This window comes from Olivibacter jilunii (assembly GCF_900607235.1).
GTDB classification, from domain to species: domain Bacteria; phylum Bacteroidota; class Bacteroidia; order Sphingobacteriales; family Sphingobacteriaceae; genus Olivibacter; species Olivibacter oleidegradans.
Genome location: NZ_LR027856.1, coordinates 165795 through 182482, shown reverse-complemented (window position 1 = coordinate 182482; position 16688 = coordinate 165795). Strand labels below are relative to the sequence as shown.

Below are 16688 nucleotides of genomic sequence, written 5' to 3'. Positions count from 1 at the left end.
TATTGACGATTCGTACCTAATGATCGAAGAGTTGCTGAATACTGGCTTCCGTGTAACCTATTCCTGCCGTCATGCCCTTTCCTCCAATACAAGTACGGATGTGGATGTCATCTGTTACATTTATTTCCACAATATTCTTCTCAGGGTGTTGCGGGTAATACCCTGCCCAGCTACCGGCGATTTGTTGTACATCGAAATTGACAATACGTTGCGCCTCATTAAGCATCAACCGATTGATGTAAGAACTAATTTGAAAGCCTAAATCATCCACTTGATTCGAATCGGCATATTCATGTGAATCACCTATAATAAAACTTCCGTCAGTTGCCTTTTTGAATAGTATATGAATACCCCATTTTTTAAGTTCAAGATAATGCTCGGGCGTGCCAATTTGGTTAAATGAGGGACAATACATTTCAAAACTTTCATAGCGTCTAATGGTCAATCCTGTCAAAATATTACCTTCCAATTCAACTTTCGGCATTGGAACCGTACGCAGCATCTGTAATTTACTAACCATTTGTCCGCTGGCACTGAAGATATCCGGAAAGAGTAGTTTAAACTCATTGCCATTACAGATCACCAACTTAGCCCCCAAGTAAGATGTGCCATTCGATCTTCTTACGCAAACACCTTCGTTTAATTGCTCGGCACCAATTACCGGTGCATTATAATTAAGTGTTAAATTTTCAAACCGCGATTGCATATAGGCATGTACTCGATGAATCATCTTGTTGGGTTCTAAACTTACTTCTTGAGGAAAAAACAGCGCTTCTTGCACGTAAGACGATCGAATAGCCGGGTATTTTTTCAGCACTTTATCACTGCTCAGCAAATCACAGGCATATCCTACAGTGTCATAATGCGTCTTTAGTTCGTGAATAAGTTGTTGTTCGTCTTTATCAGAAGCAATGTAAACACTTCCATTATTGCGCACCGAAATATCAAATTCTTTCTGGAGTGCTTGATAAACTTCAAGTCCTTTTACACCATACCAAAACCATTGATCCACCATGCCAGAAGGTACGGCCTGACCGAAGTTTCGCACGGTTGCGCCTACAGGGTAGCTATCCTTCTCGAGTAAAAGCACTTTTAATCCTCTCAGAAGCGCATGGTAAGCATGAAAGGTTCCCAAAATACCACTTCCTACAACAATAAGATCAAATTTTGCTTGCATTGTTTTAATCGATAAAAAACCAATTCCATTTATAAGACAATTATAAACATTGTTTATTATAAATAAACAATGTTTATGTTAATTTTTTGTTAAGAATAAAGAACTAAGTCATGTTAATCCGTAGGAACATTGATGTTAATCTGTTTCGGTTAATAATAAATGGTTTCGTATCGGCTCGAGCCATCTTCGTATAAGTCCAATATAGAATATGCGGGCGGGAAATCATCCAAAACGCCATTCCACCAATTCCCCGAAACGGCTCCGCCACAATAATAACAGACACCCAAATAATCCACTTGGTCTACATAATGTACATGGCCGCTGAGCGCAACTTTAACTTTGCCACTTTCCTTGAATATTTTTTTTACGTCCATTACGTCCACGTGTTGATCCCCCCCTGGGAAGCCGAGTTCTTTGGCAGGTTTACGTTGTGCGGCATAAAGTAGGGGAGTAACGGATATAATAGGTACGTGCGAAAAAATCAGTACGTGCATATCTTTCGGTGTATTTGACAACTGATCTTTTAACCATTCGAGTTGCTCTTCTCCAAAAGTATAGCCACCCTTATCAGTTACATAATGAATACTATCCAAGGCAATAAATCGCCATCCCCCCTTATCAAAAGTATAATATTCACCAGGTAATCCCAACTTCTGCTTAACCCATTGTTTTCCATAATACGCATCGTCCTTTGACGTCCCGTATGCTGCATGCTCCGAAGAAAGGTACCAGACATCGTGATTACCGATACAACTTTTGACCGGCAGATGATTGTATTGAATAACTTCATCCCAGGCTGTCCAAAGGTTGGTTACCTCTTCCTTTGTTTTATTATTCATGTCCATAAGTGAATCACCTGTGTTAATAATCAAGTCCGGCTTATCACTTAATGTATTTACATCCTTTAACACTTTGGCAAAGGCAGCTTTTGGATTAGCTTCGTTAAGCAAATGGATATCTGTAAGATGCGCAATCCGCAGTGCCCGTTTTATGTTTTTCTTATTTTTCTCAGCGGCAAAAGCGCTTAGATTGGCAAAAGCAAGTAAAGAAGAAGCCGACAACAAGCCTGCTCCTTTTAAAAAATTTCTTCTTTGATAATTCATAAGAGATAATGAATTTGCTTACTATTTAATCAACCACATGATATCATTCTGGGTATCAGAACCCTTGAATTGTCGTTGAAGCGCTTCTTTTAAATTCGCTTCGTTAGTACTATATTCCGCAGTGGGATAAGCCCATCTTTTTGGTATTTCATTGTTATTTGCGTTTGCAGGCCCAACACTGAATGTTGGAACTCCTGTGCGTCTCTGTTCAAAGAAGGCCTGTTTTCCGGAGTTTTCGAAGAAGGCTACATATTTTTGTGTTAAAATTTGCCGAAGACCATCTTCATTATTTCCCTTATAGGGATTGCCCGCTAAGAATGTACTGATTTGATCAGCAGGCACACCATAGAATTTCATGGACTCTTCGATACCTAATTCAAAATGTTCCGCAGCGTTGCCTGCCGCCCATCCACGATTAACACCTTCGGCCAAAGCAAATTGAACTTCTGAGGCTCCGAGCTGTATGGCCGGAATACCGGAAGGGGAAGCTATCCAATAATCAAAATTGATCATCGAAAGTTGGCCCTCGGTAGCCTGCTTCAAGAGTGTGCTTTGTAGATCACCGGTTTTTCCTCCCTGAAAAGCGGTAAAAGGATTATCGGGATCAGCACGGAGCCCTTCTGCCGGAAGCGCCTGAATTAGTAAGCGCGGATCTCTGCTTTCCTTTAGAATATCTACATATGTAGCGCCTAACGTATTACGTGCATCTCGCTTAATGACGATACCATCTGAAGGCCATAAAGGATACATGTTGATGGTGTTGTATAGTAACTGAAAATTATCCTGATTGGATAATATAAGCGGAAATTGTGATGGATTGGCCAATAGCTCGGCAAAACGTTCTTTTACACGTAAGTCAGGCGTATCATCCGCACGCTTACTCAAATCCATCAATACCCTCAATTTAAACGAATTCACCAACTTGCGCCACTTATCAATTTGCCCGTCATAAAAAAAGTCGCCTTCTAACGAAGCGCCCTGCGCCGCGTGCGCCTCAAGCTCGGTATTAGCCTCCTCTAGCCAGTTCAACACTTGTGCATATACCGCTTGCTGTGTATCATATTTGGGCTGAAAGTTGTTGTCAGCCTCTCCTTTAATAGCTTCTGACATCGGTATATCACCAAACATGGCCGTTGCCCGGCAAAAAAAATAGGCTTTGAAAAATTTAGCCATACTGAGATAAACAGCACCGAGTTCACCGGCCTTTTGCGCCTCCACTTCCATGCGATTTACGTCGCGGAGTGCGCCATATGCCTCCTCATAGGATCCGGTAGTCCAATTATAAGGCTGTCCGGCATAATAGGCCTCATTCTGCGTCATGTATTGATTGTGACGCTGATCTTGGCTCCAAGGCGCATCGGAAGCACGCATCAATAATCCGGTGAAAATAAGTTTAGGCGCGGGGTCATAAACGGCGGCCGGATCTTTTTGTAGATCTTCAATTTTTTTACAGGCACTCACCATGCAAGCTAGCAGCAAAATGAGCGTTATTGATTGGAAGGTTTTCATTAGTATATTTTTCGGGTCCATGGAAGTATTAGAAAGTTGCATTGAGGTTGATGCCAAAACTCTTGACAGATGGCGTCTGGTAATCAGAACTAGAACCTGTAAACTGATCCAGATCCATATTTTGCGTCCCTTTGCCTGTAAAATAGAACAGATTGCGCCCGACTAAAGAGACACTTGCCGTATCAAAGAACTTGGTCCGTTTGAGAAAGGATGACGGGAAGTCATAGCTCAACACAATCTCTCGCAACTTTACAAAGGTTCTTTTCTTCGTTGCAATGGGATCGGATTGATAATAATTGGTCGCCCACGCTTGCCATAATACCGGAATATCATTTGGAGCGAAAACACGTGTGTCAGAAATTACATTCCCATCTTGATCGGCATTCAATTGACCGCTGACGATTTTTACGCCGTCCGTCATAACACTACCTTTATACCCGTCCACATCTCGATTTTGCCAGTCCTTTAAACGGTACTCATTGGCAGATTCCGGATGAGTGCCCGATCCCCACTGTTTGGCGTCTTGTACATTCTTTATCAAACCACCAAATCGGCCATCGAACATAAAACTTAAGCTAAAGGCCTTATACTTGAAGGTGTTGTTAACACTGACAGCCCAGTTATTATCGCTGTGTCCTATTTTCGTCATATAAGGATTATAGGCAGGTAGACCGTTTGTCCCTACAATAAGCTTCCCTTCATCATCCCGTTGGAAATCTTTTATATAATAACTGTCCCATCGTTCGCCGACATGGATATTTCCATAACGATTTTGCACGCCGTCAATTTCATGTAACCAGGCATGATTCGTCGAGGCATTGACAAGCACATTCCACGAGAAATTATCACGGGCAATGGGCGTACCATCTACACTTAACTCCAGCCCCTTGCGTAAGAGCGTTAAACCATTTGTCTGTCGAGCACTGACACCCGATGTTAGGGATGTAGCAAGCTCAGTAATCCGCGGCCCTTCTAAATTTCTAAAAACAGCTGCATCTACGCCTAGTCGTCCATTAAAAAATCTAGCCTCAAGCCCTAGCTCAAATGTCTTCACACGTTCCGCCAACAAATCAGGATTAGGCAATACACCGGTATAATTAACGCCGGTATAGGTATTTTCCCATCTCCCATAATTACTATAAAAGGGTAACAACTTGTAGATATCGTACTGGGCATCTTCGTCTACAAAATCACTGGCAACGTCTGCGTAAGCACCGCGCACTTTCAAGGATGTTATCGCTTTGGGCATGCTAATCATTTCGGAGATAATAGCACTAAGAGACGCCGATGGATAAAAGTAGGTGTTGTTTTTTAGGGGCATAGTGGATGATTTGTCAACACGCCCGGTCAAACTTAAATACAATAAACTCTTGTAGTCGAGATCAATAAAACCATATACACTTCCAACCTGTCTGGAAGCCCTATCGTTAGTGGCAATGGTAGGCATAACCGAATTACTCAAGTCGTACACTCCCGGTACTGTTAACCCACGGTCAGTCCGTGCAAACAGCGATTTAGCGCTCACGGTTCGCAAGTTCCCGAAAATGGATCCCGTGAAACCAACATCTTCAAAAAACCGGTCTTGATACTTTAAGGACGCTTCCGTATTGTTTTCCCAAAAGGTATCATACGTTTCCTGATAGCCCCCCACTCTACTTCCACCAATAGTGTAGCCATATAAGTTGGCTGATATCGGGATTTTAATTGTGCGATTCCGGTTCCAAGTACTAACACTCGTACGAGCATTGAAAGACAGCTTCTCCGTTAACTTATAGTTCATCATGATATGTCCATAAATATCATCTTTATCATAAGTTCGCAGGTTTTCATAAGCTGTCATCCAAGGGTTATCGTAAATCGTATACTCTCGATTATATTGTTGTACATTCTCTTTGCCCGGTTGCCAATAATTTCGGAGATCATTAATATCGTAATCCGCGCCTCCCCAAAGCGTTAATATATAAATGGGACTTTGCGGACCATAAGCTAAATTCGGATAGTTGGGTGAATATTGTTTATTATAATTGATACTCGCATCAAAGCGAAGCTTACTGCCGGCATTAATACCGCCAGAGAGATTTACGTTGGTTCCTCCTAATTTTGTGTTAGGTGTCGTGCCTTTCTGAAACATCTGGGATGCCGACAATCGGAAATCTCCCCGATCTCCTTTAGTGGAAATAGCCAGGTTATTTGTACTTAATAAACCATTTTCCAGAAACTCCTTTAAATTGTCTTTTCCTTTTGCCGTCCAAGGCAATGGCACCAGTTCGCCGGTTTGCGGGTCAAGCGGACTGTTATACTGTGTAATCAGTTGCCCCTCGAAACGCGGCCCCCAAATATTGTAATCATTATCATTAATCCCGCCCCCTCTACCGTCTTTAAAAGCATATTCATAATTGGAACCGGGACCGTACGCTGTTTGAATTTTTGGTATCGCATTATAACCGGTCTGTAATTGGGTACTCGAATTAAATTCGACTTGAAAGCCTTTGTCTCGAGCCTTGGCACGTTTTGTAGTAATGACAATCGCACCATTTTGCCCTCTGTTACCATATAGAGCGGCAGCATTAGCGCCTTTCAATACAGAATACGACTCAATATCATCAGGACTTAAATTCCAGGAATCTGTATTAATGGGCATACCATCAACTACAATTAACACATTATTACGCCCTCGTAAAGTAATACCGGGGTCACCGAAGAGATTGGTGCTTGGTGTGATCGTGAGACTGGCAACCCGACCTGCCAAATTGGAAATAGCACTCGGCTCACGCGCTTTTACTAAATCCTGCCCTTTTACTTCCTGAATAGAATAACCAACCGCCTGCTTTTCCTTTTTAATACCTAGTGCGGTAACGACTACTTCATTTAGACCCTGTTGATTAGGTGCGAGGGCAATAATAAGTTCTTTTTTTGTATCGACAATCATACGCTTGGTCAAATAGCCAATAAAGGCAATCTGTAGCGAGTCAGCTGAATTTGCCGAAACATTAAAATTTCCATTTTGATCGGTTGACACCATTTTTCCGGTGCTCATGTTACGAACGGTCGCGCCGGGAATGGTTTCGCCGGTCAGCGAATCGGTTACTTTTCCGCTGACTACGGGAGATTGCCCGAAGGAATAGCCATAAAGAACCGTCAACAGGAGTAATAGTATTGATTTCTGCCGTAAATGAGATGAAGGTTGAACTAACATAAACAAACTTTTAACATTAGGTGTTTTTAAACACAACAATATTAAACTTTGTATATTATTAGTAAACTATTTAAATATTAAATTTTGGTTAACTCCAAACATAGACCAGCTAAAAACAAATCAAACTACTAAAAAACAACCATTTAAAGTTATTAAACCGAAAAACAAAGAGTAAAAACCGGCACTTGCCGTTACTTAACAATTGTTTATAAAAAAAGCCGTTCTTTGCAGAACGGCTCGGTTTTAAGACAGATTTAGCGGGCTAGTAGCCAGGATTCTGTATTAATTTCGTATTCAATCTCATTTCGCTGGTAGGCACCGGATAAATGCGATAGGTTGGTGCTTGCCCTCCGGGATTAAATCCCCAAGCATCTTCAAATTTACCAAAGCGTATCAAATCATTCCTTCTCCAAGCTTCCCAAGCAAACTCCCTTGCTCGTTCGTCTAGAAGAGTTTCTAAAGTAATACCCATTACTTCATCCGCGCCCACACGCCTACGGATCTTATTTACAAGTACATCTGCCGTTTGTGATTCACCTTTCACGGTGGTTGCCGCGGCACCTCGGAGAATCGCCTCGGCTTTCATTAGATAAACATCCGCCAAACGAAATACCGGCACATCATTGTTAGAATCACGATTGCTGGGATGCGTATTCTTATCGGGGTAGTACTTTATTGAACGTACACCGCGGGCTTTGCCAAGTTCATCATTGCCGACGTCCATCGTAGCTTCCAAACGTAAAGGCATTTCGGGCGTAAATTCCAATTGCCATTGAATTTCTTTCCCTGGGTCCGGCCCGCTATAGCTTGCATCTAAGCCTTTATTGGTTGTTTTGACCAAAATCGGATTACCATCAAAATCTACTTGTTTTCCAGCCAGCCAAGTCTCATTGCGTTTGTCGCCCGCTAGATTAAACAAACGATAGAAATCGGCGATAGTGCTTAAGGCAATACTCGGTCTAAAGGGCAAATCGTATTTGTCTTGTAGAGCTGTATGCAATCCGAATCGTGAGAATTGATTTCCCGGAGCCACATTGGCATCATAAGGCACTGCAAAGATGGTCTCGCTGTTTGGACCATTATCCGGCATGAACAAGCTTGTAAAATCGCTCATAAGTGAAAAATTTGATTCAGTCAGGAGCTTATCAGCGTACGCCACCGATTCTGTATATTTCGGCGTACCCGTATAATATTCGGCGTTTAAGTAAAGTTTCTGCAGCATTACATAGGCTAGCCAACGAGTTGGACGACCATAAGTCAACATACCTGTCTCGACCGATAAATCAGGAACCGCAGCCAACAACTCCGTTTCGATAAAATTAAAGACCTCTGAACGACTTGAAGTAGCTGGTTGTTCGGATGAACCGAAAGCAATCGAAATGGGTACATTTCCATATAAATCCATCATAAAAAAATAGAAAAGCGCTCGCATAGTCCGAATCTCCGCTAGGGTTTGTCTCTTCGAATCACTCTCTACTGCATCTTCGAACAGTGCCAACAGCCGATTACACGTTTGGATACCACCAAAGCCCCATTCCCAAACCGCTTTAATCGTTGGATGGTCCGGATTCCAATTATGTTTATGCAGCATCCTATATTGCCCACCATCATCATAATTCCCATCTCTTGCAGGGATAATAGCTTCATCGGTAGAAAGTTCCTGCATACGCCAATAGTTAACAGCATAACCAGACCTCAGCTGTGTATAAATGGGTCCTGTTGCAGCCACAAAAGCTTCCGGTGTATTTGGAAAATTATCAGGAGTCAGCTCCGACTCAACAGGTACGTCCAGCTTCGTACAGCTTGCAGCTATCATCCCAATAAACATGGCGATTAAAAATATTCTTTTTTTCATCTTGTATATCTTTAGTGCAATACAACCATCATTATTTATCATATTGCTGTCTACTTTATTGAACATTAAATTCCATTAAAAATTCACGTTTAAACCCAACATGAAGGAGCGAGTTTTGGGGTAATAATTGCGATTATCAATTCCCGGCTCTATCCCACCCATGCTAATCTCAGGGTCAATTCCTCGATAATTTGTAATAACAAACAAGTTATTAGCACCCACATATATTCGAATCATACTTTTGTCCTTCTTAAAGTTATAACCTAAGGTCGCGTTATCTAAACGCAGATAACTCCCGCTCTCAACAAAACGATCCGACAGCAAATAGGCATTGTTATCATTAATAGGCTCCTGCTCATCTAAGGTAAACTGTGGTATATTCGTTTGCGTAGCATTATTAGGCGCATTCATATCGGCTAGGGTTGCATTGATAATTTTATTACCGGTAACTCCGCGGAGAAAGAAATTTAAGTCAAAACTCTTATACTTAAAGGTATTGTTCCAACCATAAATCAGTTTAGGTTGCGCTTTACCGATATAATAAAAGTCGTTTGACGTTGGTGCAGTTGTTAAGTTCCCATCTTTATCATAGAACTGCGATACACCCTCGGCGTTCTTTCCGGCATAACGCCATGTATAGATGGAACCCAATGCATAACCTTCTTGTACACGCTGCGAAGCATTCCCCGATTGTCCTCTACCTCCTAAGTAAGCGGTTTGTATCAGCGGCAATTCAAAATTATCATTGCTCAGTGATGTCATTTTATTGCGGTTATGCGCCAGGTTAATAGCTGTTGTCCAGCTAAAACCATTTCGGTTAACCGGAGTAGCCTGCAAAGCGAGCTCGATTCCTTTATTGGACATTTCACCGGCATTAGCTGTCAATTCAGGTACAAAATATTGCGTAGCTGATACGGGATAAGTCCATAGCAAATCGGAGGTACGCTTGTCATAAACATCCACCGAACCGGAAAGTTTATTGTTAAACAAACCAAAATCCAACCCGATATTAAGTGTAGCTGTTCGTTCCCACTTTAAATCGGGGTTTTCATTTTGGAAAGGTCCAATCGCATTAACGAAGCGACCGTTATAATAAAAACGCCCTGTACCTGCATAAAGGAATCTGGATGTAAACACGTTGAATCCTTGTGAATTGCCGGAAACGCCGTAACCGGCACGTAATTTCAGGCTACTGATAACCGGTAATGCTTGCATAAACGCCTCCTGATCAATTAACCACCCTAAGGATACCGCTGGGAACAAACCCCATTTATTGTTTTCGCCAAAGGCCGATGATCCATCTCTTCTTAAGCTGGCCTGTAATAGATACCGGCCTTTATATTGGTAGTTTGCCCTACCGTAAAAAGAAATGAGTCTTAATGTCTGAATTCGCTTGGTACCATAATCGACCGGTATTTCGTTTGAATCGCCCAAACCCGGGTTGTTATAAGACAAACCATCCGTCACAAATCCCTGGTTAGTAGTTTGAAAACCATCTCCTAAACGATCCTCTTGCCAAGAATAACCAGCTAACAGTTTTACGCCATGCTCACCGAAGCTACGATTGTAATTAAAGAACGACTCCAGGATTTTTTTTGTATTACTAACGGTATTTCGGATAACGCGTCCGTTTAGATTCTGCGCTAATCCTGAAAATCGGTTATAATAGACATTACTGTCAATCCGTTCATCTTGATAAGACACATTGGTGGTAAAATCGAATCCTTCGAGAATAGTTACTCTCGCACCACCGCTTGCCAAAAACACTTTTGTTTTTTGACGGATATCATTGTTATCAATAAGTGAAACAGGATTCAGATAGCCGCGAGTTACTGAAAAGTCTTCGGTATAAGAGCCATCCGGTTGTTTTACAGCAACTGTTGGCAAATAGGTCAGCATATTGCTGTATACCTCATTGGGCACCAACTTACTATCTGTGTTACTATTGGTAATATTTAAGTTGAGCTTTAAGCGATCGTTAAAAGCGTGTTGTTCCATATAACCTCGCACAATAAATCGTTCCATGGAAGTGCCTTTAATAACCCCTTGATTATTTAAGTAATTTACGCTGGCACCATAAGAAGAGTTTTGACCACTTCCACTAAACGACAGATTGTGATTATGGGAAATACCTGTGCGGCTTACCTCTTCTTGCCAATCCGTATTGCTCCCATCATCTTGGGCAGCCGTTTTACCATTTTCACCAAGGTAGGCACGCAAATCTTCACCACTTAACATGTCAATGGTGTTGGAAATCTGCTCGGCTGCCACATAGGTACTATAAGAAAGCCGGGTAGCACCCGCCTTAGCTTTCTTAGTGGTAACCATAATTACACCATTAGCTGCCCGAGAGCCGTAAATGGCTGTGGAAGCCGCATCCTTCAATACGTCAATGCTTTCGATATCATCCGGCGCTACCAAATCGATGGAAGCACCCGGCACCCCATCAATTACATAAAAAGGCTCTTGCGACCCTGCGCGCAAAGTAGTTGGGCCTCGAAGAATTACCGTGGGTTTTTCATTTGGATTACCGCTTCGGGTTATGTTTAAGCCCGCAACTTTACCTTGTAATAACTGCCCGGGCGTACTAAAAACCCCGGCGTTGAACTCTTCGCTACTTACCGAGGTAATTGACCCGGTAATTTCGCGCTTGCTACTTGTACCATACCCAACAATAACGACCTCACCTAAACCTGTTGCTTCTTCTTGCAGTTTAACACTTAATGTTACCTGTTTTCCTGCACTCAGCTGATAATTCCGCAGTGTGTCCGATTGATAGCCTATATAGCTAAAGACAAAGTCATAAGGACCTCCAAGCGGCATCTGCATGAATTGAAATAGTCCTTTCTCAGATGTGCTCGCTTGAAAACTCTTTCCACTACTTTGATTAATGGCCTTCACGCTTACCCCAATAAGCGGTTGGCCCAGCACGTCCTGCACGATACCTGATACCATGGGTTGCCCCTGCCGCGCATAAACATGCTGACAAAGCACACAGGTAATCAGCAAAATGCTTGTTTTTAGTTGCTTTAATACATTCATTTTGAAATTAATTTAATTAAGTGTTTGATATGGTTATGGTATTTGTGTTTTCCCTTTATGGATAGTAAATCTGTTGCCCTGATTTGGTTCTAGTGTTAGTCCGTTTAACAAACAAATATTTGCCAACACATTATCAATCGGTTCGAGCTGCATATTAATTTCGCCGGTATAGCTTATATGTTCAATTTTAAGCTTCGGCTCAAGTACGATCTCCACTTGATAATTTTCAGCCAACACTTGCAGCACTTCATTCAATTGCATCTTATTGAAATGGAGCGTAAAGCCGCTTTTCTCGAAAGAACGCATTTCATTGTCCTTATTCCGCTTAGAAACAAGCGTAACCGGAATTTCTCGTTGTCTTAGGCGGTTAAAGGTGAAATGTTGACCGGGTAATAAAATTTTCTTCCGAAAGTTTTTTGATAATTGCAAAGGCTCTATTTGAATTTTGCCCGTATGCAGTTTCACATAGGTGTTTTCTCCTTTGCCCAACGTGTTAATGGTAAATGAAGTACCCAGTACGGTTGTTTTCAATCCTCCTGCGTAAACACGGAAAGGTTTCTGTTCATCTTTCGCGACTTCAAAAAAGGCCTTACCACTTAGAAATAACGCTCTTTCTCCGTCATTAAATTTCTCTAAATGCTTTGCGGAACTATGTGCATATAATACCATCCATGAAGAATCCGGTAAGCGCACACGGACCGCCTTTTCTGTTGTGTTGTTATAAACTTTCCATTGCGGTACAGTGTTGAGCGATGCTACCTGCGGTTTCTGTTTTTTTTCGGTAGTCGACGATATATAGGATCGCCAAAGAACAATCACCGTTAGCAAAAGCAAGAAAGTAGCTGCGGCCGCATATATACCCGGCCAATACACCTGTAGGCGCTTATTGACACGAGACGAATCATGTTTTTGCAATCTGTTGGATATAGAAGCAAATAGCTGATCTGACTTCTCTTGTCCAAGTTCCTCCGGTGACCGGAAGGTCTCCCATTCTCGTTCGGTAAAGTATCTTTTTATCGAACGTGTTGGCCAACGCCATATAGATCGTCTGATATCTTGTTTTCCCTTCATATACAAACAATACGTTTGCCGGAAGGGAGTCCCTTGATACTTAACAATTATTTAACATTAGTATGAACAGCTATTTCAATTCAGGTAAATCAAAGGAACAGGGTATACATATATTGCTTTAACCGGTTCAATACTTTTGTAATATGTCCTTCTACGGTTTTCATAGAAATGCCCATCATTTCGGCGATTTCTTTATGACTCAACCCTTTCTCTCGGCTTAGGTTAAATATAAGTCGACGAATCTGTGGCATATCGGACAGCTGGTTATCAAAAAGCCGGATTAAATCTTTAGCTTCTATTGCTTGGACGAGGTTATCGGTAAAGGGTGTAGCGGCGCAAACTCCTTCGTGCTTAGTGCGCGTTGCTTCCTTGCGTAGCTCATCGATCATAACTTGACGGGCCATATGAAACAACTGCAACGAAAGATCTATATGACCATTAACAGCTGTACGGCATTGCCAGAGCTTAATAAAAGTAAGCTGCACGACTTCCTCCGCCAGAAAGTCCGAATTCGTCTTTTTTTTAATGAAGAAATAAAGCTGTTGATGGTATTGCTTATAAACAGCATTAAAGGCGGTCCAGTCGCCTTGCTTTAGCTCTTCCGTTAACTGCATGGCCTCAAAATTAAAATGCCACTTTTAGCTCAACCCTTATTATATGTTAAGCTTTCATTAAAGGCATCGTTCGGTTTATAATTGGTGGTGCTTCTTAAAAATTGTATATGATAAAAACGGCTTAGCGAGCTCTGTATATATTTACCAAAATCTAGCGTAAATGACGGATAGTAATAAAATAGTAGTAATACTTAAAATAATAGTAGACGGCTCCAGCTTAAACATCGCTTTGTCAAGAGAAAAGGCTTTTGGACTGATTTTCGGGCCGGCTAAACTTACACCTATCATGACAAGTACCGTCGTAAAGAAAGACCAACCTAAACATATAAAAAAGGGTATCTCATACACGCCTTCGGAGTTTTTAAAAGCTGAATATAACCATGTTTCAGGTCCTAGCAGGGGTACCGCCAATTGGTTAAAGAAAATAGAAGCAGCAAAGCCGGTTAATATACCGACTACAGCGGCCGCGCCACTGGTACGCTTCCAAAACATACCCAACAAAAAGGTGGCCAGCACACCGGGACTGATAAAGCTTGAATATTTTTGCACAAAAGTATAGCCACCCTCTCCACTTATACCTAACAGATCATTCCAAGTAAACGCAATACTTAAAAGCATCGCAACAACGACAGCAATACGACCCGTTCTCACCATACGCTCTTCGTCAGCACGTTTATTCAAATACTTCTTATATACGTCCATGGTAAATATGGTGGATATGCTATTAGCCTTTCCCGCCAATGAAGCTACAATAGCAGCGGTTAAGGCCGCCACCGCCAGCCCCTTTAGCCCGGCAGGCAGAAATGTCAATATAGACGCATAGGCAGCATCTTTATTCTGTCCTTCCATAGCAGGCAGCATGCCATTTTTGTATAATACATAAGCGATGATTCCAGGCAACATAACAATAACCGGCATTAAAATTTTAAGCAAACTGGCAAATAAGATCCCCGTTCGCGCGGTTTTTAGATCGGCCCCTAAGGCTCGTTGCGTAATATACTGATTGCAACCCCAATAGTTTAAGTTACTGATCCACTGACCCGCTGCATACATACCAAATGCCGGTAGGATTAAATATTTGTCAACATACTCCTGTGGGGCCCCGGCGGTAGGTTTTTTAAACATTAAATGGAAATGATCCGGAGCCTGCTGCAGCAAGACATTAAATCCAGCGAAGGCGTTTTTTCCCAATCCGAAATTCTGGCTTACAATGGTTAAAGCCATATAGGTGGTTGCTAAGCCTCCTATTATTAGCACGGCAACCTGTATCGCGTCGGTATAGCCGATCACCTTCATGCCCCCTAAGGTGATGAAAATGGCAAACAAAGCTAACACCATCATAATTTCGTGAAAATAAGCACCGCCTAACAGTCCATTGATCGCTAGCGCACCTAAGTACAGGATGGAAGTTAGATTAACAAACACATAAAGAAATAGCCAGAAAATCGACATAATAAGCGCTACTTGCTCATTGTAGCGCATCGTTAAAAACTGGGGCATGGTATAAATCCTGTTCTTGATATAAACAGGCATTAAAAAGATCGCTACCAATATTAATACGGCCGCCCCCAACCATTCATAGATAGCTACGGCAATACCGGCAAAGAAACCGTCACCACTCATTCCTATAAACTGTTCGGCTGAAATATTGGAAGCAATGATCGATGCGCCAATGGCCCACCATGTAAGTGATCCTTCTGCCAAAAAGAAATTTTTGGTACTATTTGCTTCGTTTTTCTTCTTTTTCTTATAAATCCAATATCCGTATGAAACAATTATTACCAAGTAGAAAGCAAATACGAGATAATCCCAAAAAATGAGTTGATTTGGCATGGATAGCGTTAAATAATTTGGATGAATAAGTTCTAAGAGGTTCAATTTCTTTCCCTCATCCTATCCAATGCCCGTTGTTTAGGAGGGCATTGGATAGGATGAGGGACGGTCATTTTTGTCTCTTCACTATTGTCAAAGACAAACATATAGAAATTGGATTGATATTACAATGATGGCGCTGCCATAATTATCGCACAACAGCTAATTTATAACTTCAGCTTTGGAGGCAAATACTTGGCTACCAGGTCTTCATAATAGGGTTTTAGTTCCTTCCAATTAGGGGGTACCGGACTTTTGGAATATAAATCGTACGGATTAAATAAGTTAACCCAATAGAACATCTCCTGATCATGTTTATTCAGCAAGTGATCATAGGCATGCTCTCGATGCTGTGCATAGAATGAATGATAACGTAACATGTACAAAGCGCTTTCGGGCAAATAGTCTTTCATCATCTGATAGATGTATTCGTCATGTCCCCAGGAGAGTTGCACCTGATCTAACCCACAATTGGGTTCGTAAATACCATATTTGGTATTAAACGTCTCGTTTTGAGAATCGGGGTTATATTTAAAAAACTCCGAATAGACAATTTTATCCGAAAAAGCGCAACCTACCGGAAATGTATCACCGACAACAGCCCATTGTGGCTCGCCGAATAGACAGAGTACTTTTCCCAAATCGTGAAAGAGCCCCGTTAGCACCATCCAATCGGGATGGCCATCTGCTCGAATCGCTTCCGAAGTCTGCAACAGATGTTGAAACTGATCCAAATCGGTATCGGGATCTGAATCGTCTACCAATTGATTTAAGAAATCAAAGGCTTCCCATATCGGCATCTCCTTTTTGTTGAATTGCAAGAATTCCTTCTTTTTGTTTTCAACAAACTCAAAAGTTTGATACGTATGATTTAACCGATAAAATTCTTTCACACTATCGCGAGCCGGTTCTTCGTAATTTCGATATTCCTCTTTTGTCTTTGCTGTAGCGATCGTGTCGGGATCGGGGTAACGACGCAGCAGATCATCCTCCCAATGTTCTAAATCTGTAAGTGGGTTATGATTAACCATTGAATTCGTTTGATTGTTCATAATATTAGTTGTTAGCTGTTTGTTATTGGTTACTCGTTATTAGTTGCTTGTTATTGGTTATTGGTTATTGGTTATTCGTTATTAGTTATTAGTTGTTCGTTAGTTGCTTGTTATTGGTTATTCGTTGTTGGTTATTGACTATTAGCCATTGTCGTTGATATTAAGCAAAGTCCTTACCAAAGAGCAACTTTATATCT

Annotated in this window: 10 protein-coding genes; all 10 read right to left on the bottom strand. The window is 41.6% G+C overall.

The window, feature by feature from the left end:
• Positions 1-16 precede the first annotated feature (16 nt).
• The 10 genes from E0E36_RS23570 to E0E36_RS23525 all read right to left on the bottom strand — a co-directional run bounded on the left by E0E36_RS23570 (position 17) and on the right by E0E36_RS23525 (position 16491).
• Positions 17-1177, bottom strand: coding sequence for a TIGR03364 family FAD-dependent oxidoreductase (locus tag E0E36_RS23570; RefSeq protein ID WP_130857999.1), 1161 nt, complete (start codon positions 1175-1177; stop codon positions 17-19).
• 149 nt (positions 1178-1326) lie between these two features.
• Positions 1327-2280 (bottom strand): metallophosphoesterase family protein, encoded by a 954-nt coding sequence (locus E0E36_RS23565; RefSeq protein WP_130857998.1) that lies wholly within the window; start codon positions 2278-2280, stop codon positions 1327-1329.
• A gap of 21 nt (positions 2281-2301) precedes the next feature.
• Complete coding sequence (locus E0E36_RS23560) at positions 2302-3789, bottom strand: SusD/RagB family nutrient-binding outer membrane lipoprotein (RefSeq protein ID WP_130857997.1); 1488 nt, start codon at positions 3787-3789, stop codon at positions 2302-2304.
• A gap of 28 nt (positions 3790-3817) precedes the next feature.
• Positions 3818-6985, bottom strand: a complete 3168-nt coding sequence (locus E0E36_RS23555; protein ID WP_130857996.1) for a SusC/RagA family TonB-linked outer membrane protein — start codon at positions 6983-6985, stop codon at positions 3818-3820.
• Positions 6986-7247: 262 nt separating this feature from the next.
• The gene (locus E0E36_RS23550; protein ID WP_242627381.1) at positions 7248-8840 is read right to left on the bottom strand and encodes a RagB/SusD family nutrient uptake outer membrane protein; all 1593 of its coding nucleotides are present in this window, start codon (positions 8838-8840) and stop codon (positions 7248-7250) included.
• 75 nt (positions 8841-8915) lie between these two features.
• Positions 8916-11882 (bottom strand): SusC/RagA family TonB-linked outer membrane protein, encoded by a 2967-nt coding sequence (locus E0E36_RS23545; RefSeq protein ID WP_130857995.1) that lies wholly within the window; start codon positions 11880-11882, stop codon positions 8916-8918.
• A 33-nt stretch (positions 11883-11915) separates the two neighbouring features.
• Positions 11916-12953 (bottom strand): FecR family protein, encoded by a 1038-nt coding sequence (locus tag E0E36_RS23540; RefSeq protein ID WP_130857994.1) that lies wholly within the window; start codon positions 12951-12953, stop codon positions 11916-11918.
• An 89-nt stretch (positions 12954-13042) separates the two neighbouring features.
• Positions 13043-13567 carry an RNA polymerase sigma factor gene (locus tag E0E36_RS23535; protein ID WP_013663512.1) on the bottom strand — a complete coding sequence of 175 codons (525 nt, stop codon included), beginning with the start codon at positions 13565-13567 and terminating at the stop codon, positions 13043-13045.
• Positions 13568-13708: 141 nt separating this feature from the next.
• A complete protein-coding gene (locus E0E36_RS23530; protein WP_013663513.1) occupies positions 13709-15400 on the bottom strand; it encodes a sodium:solute symporter family transporter in 1692 nt (563 codons plus the stop codon).
• Between the two features lie 206 nt (positions 15401-15606).
• Entirely contained in the window at positions 15607-16491 is an 885-nt protein-coding gene (locus E0E36_RS23525; protein ID WP_130857993.1) for an inositol oxygenase family protein, read from the bottom strand.
• Between the last annotated feature and the right edge of the window lie 197 nt (positions 16492-16688).

Coding starts and splice junctions, on each gene's coding strand:
- E0E36_RS23535 (WP_013663512.1), bottom strand. CDS start 13,567: ATGCAGTTAACGGAAGAGCTAAAGCAAGGCGACTGGACCGCCTTTAAT.
- E0E36_RS23525 (WP_130857993.1), bottom strand. CDS start 16,491: ATGAACAATCAAACGAATTCAATGGTTAATCATAACCCACTTACAGAT.
- E0E36_RS23565 (WP_130857998.1), bottom strand. CDS start 2,280: ATGAATTATCAAAGAAGAAATTTTTTAAAAGGAGCAGGCTTGTTGTCG.
- E0E36_RS23530 (WP_013663513.1), bottom strand. CDS start 15,400: ATGCCAAATCAACTCATTTTTTGGGATTATCTCGTATTTGCTTTCTAC.
- E0E36_RS23560 (WP_130857997.1), bottom strand. CDS start 3,789: ATGAAAACCTTCCAATCAATAACGCTCATTTTGCTGCTAGCTTGCATG.
- E0E36_RS23555 (WP_130857996.1), bottom strand. CDS start 6,985: ATGTTAGTTCAACCTTCATCTCATTTACGGCAGAAATCAATACTATTA.
- E0E36_RS23570 (WP_130857999.1), bottom strand. CDS start 1,177: ATGCAAGCAAAATTTGATCTTATTGTTGTAGGAAGTGGTATTTTGGGA.
- E0E36_RS23545 (WP_130857995.1), bottom strand. CDS start 11,882: ATGAATGTATTAAAGCAACTAAAAACAAGCATTTTGCTGATTACCTGT.
- E0E36_RS23550 (WP_242627381.1), bottom strand. CDS start 8,840: ATGAAAAAAAGAATATTTTTAATCGCCATGTTTATTGGGATGATAGCT.
- E0E36_RS23540 (WP_130857994.1), bottom strand. CDS start 12,953: ATGAAGGGAAAACAAGATATCAGACGATCTATATGGCGTTGGCCAACA.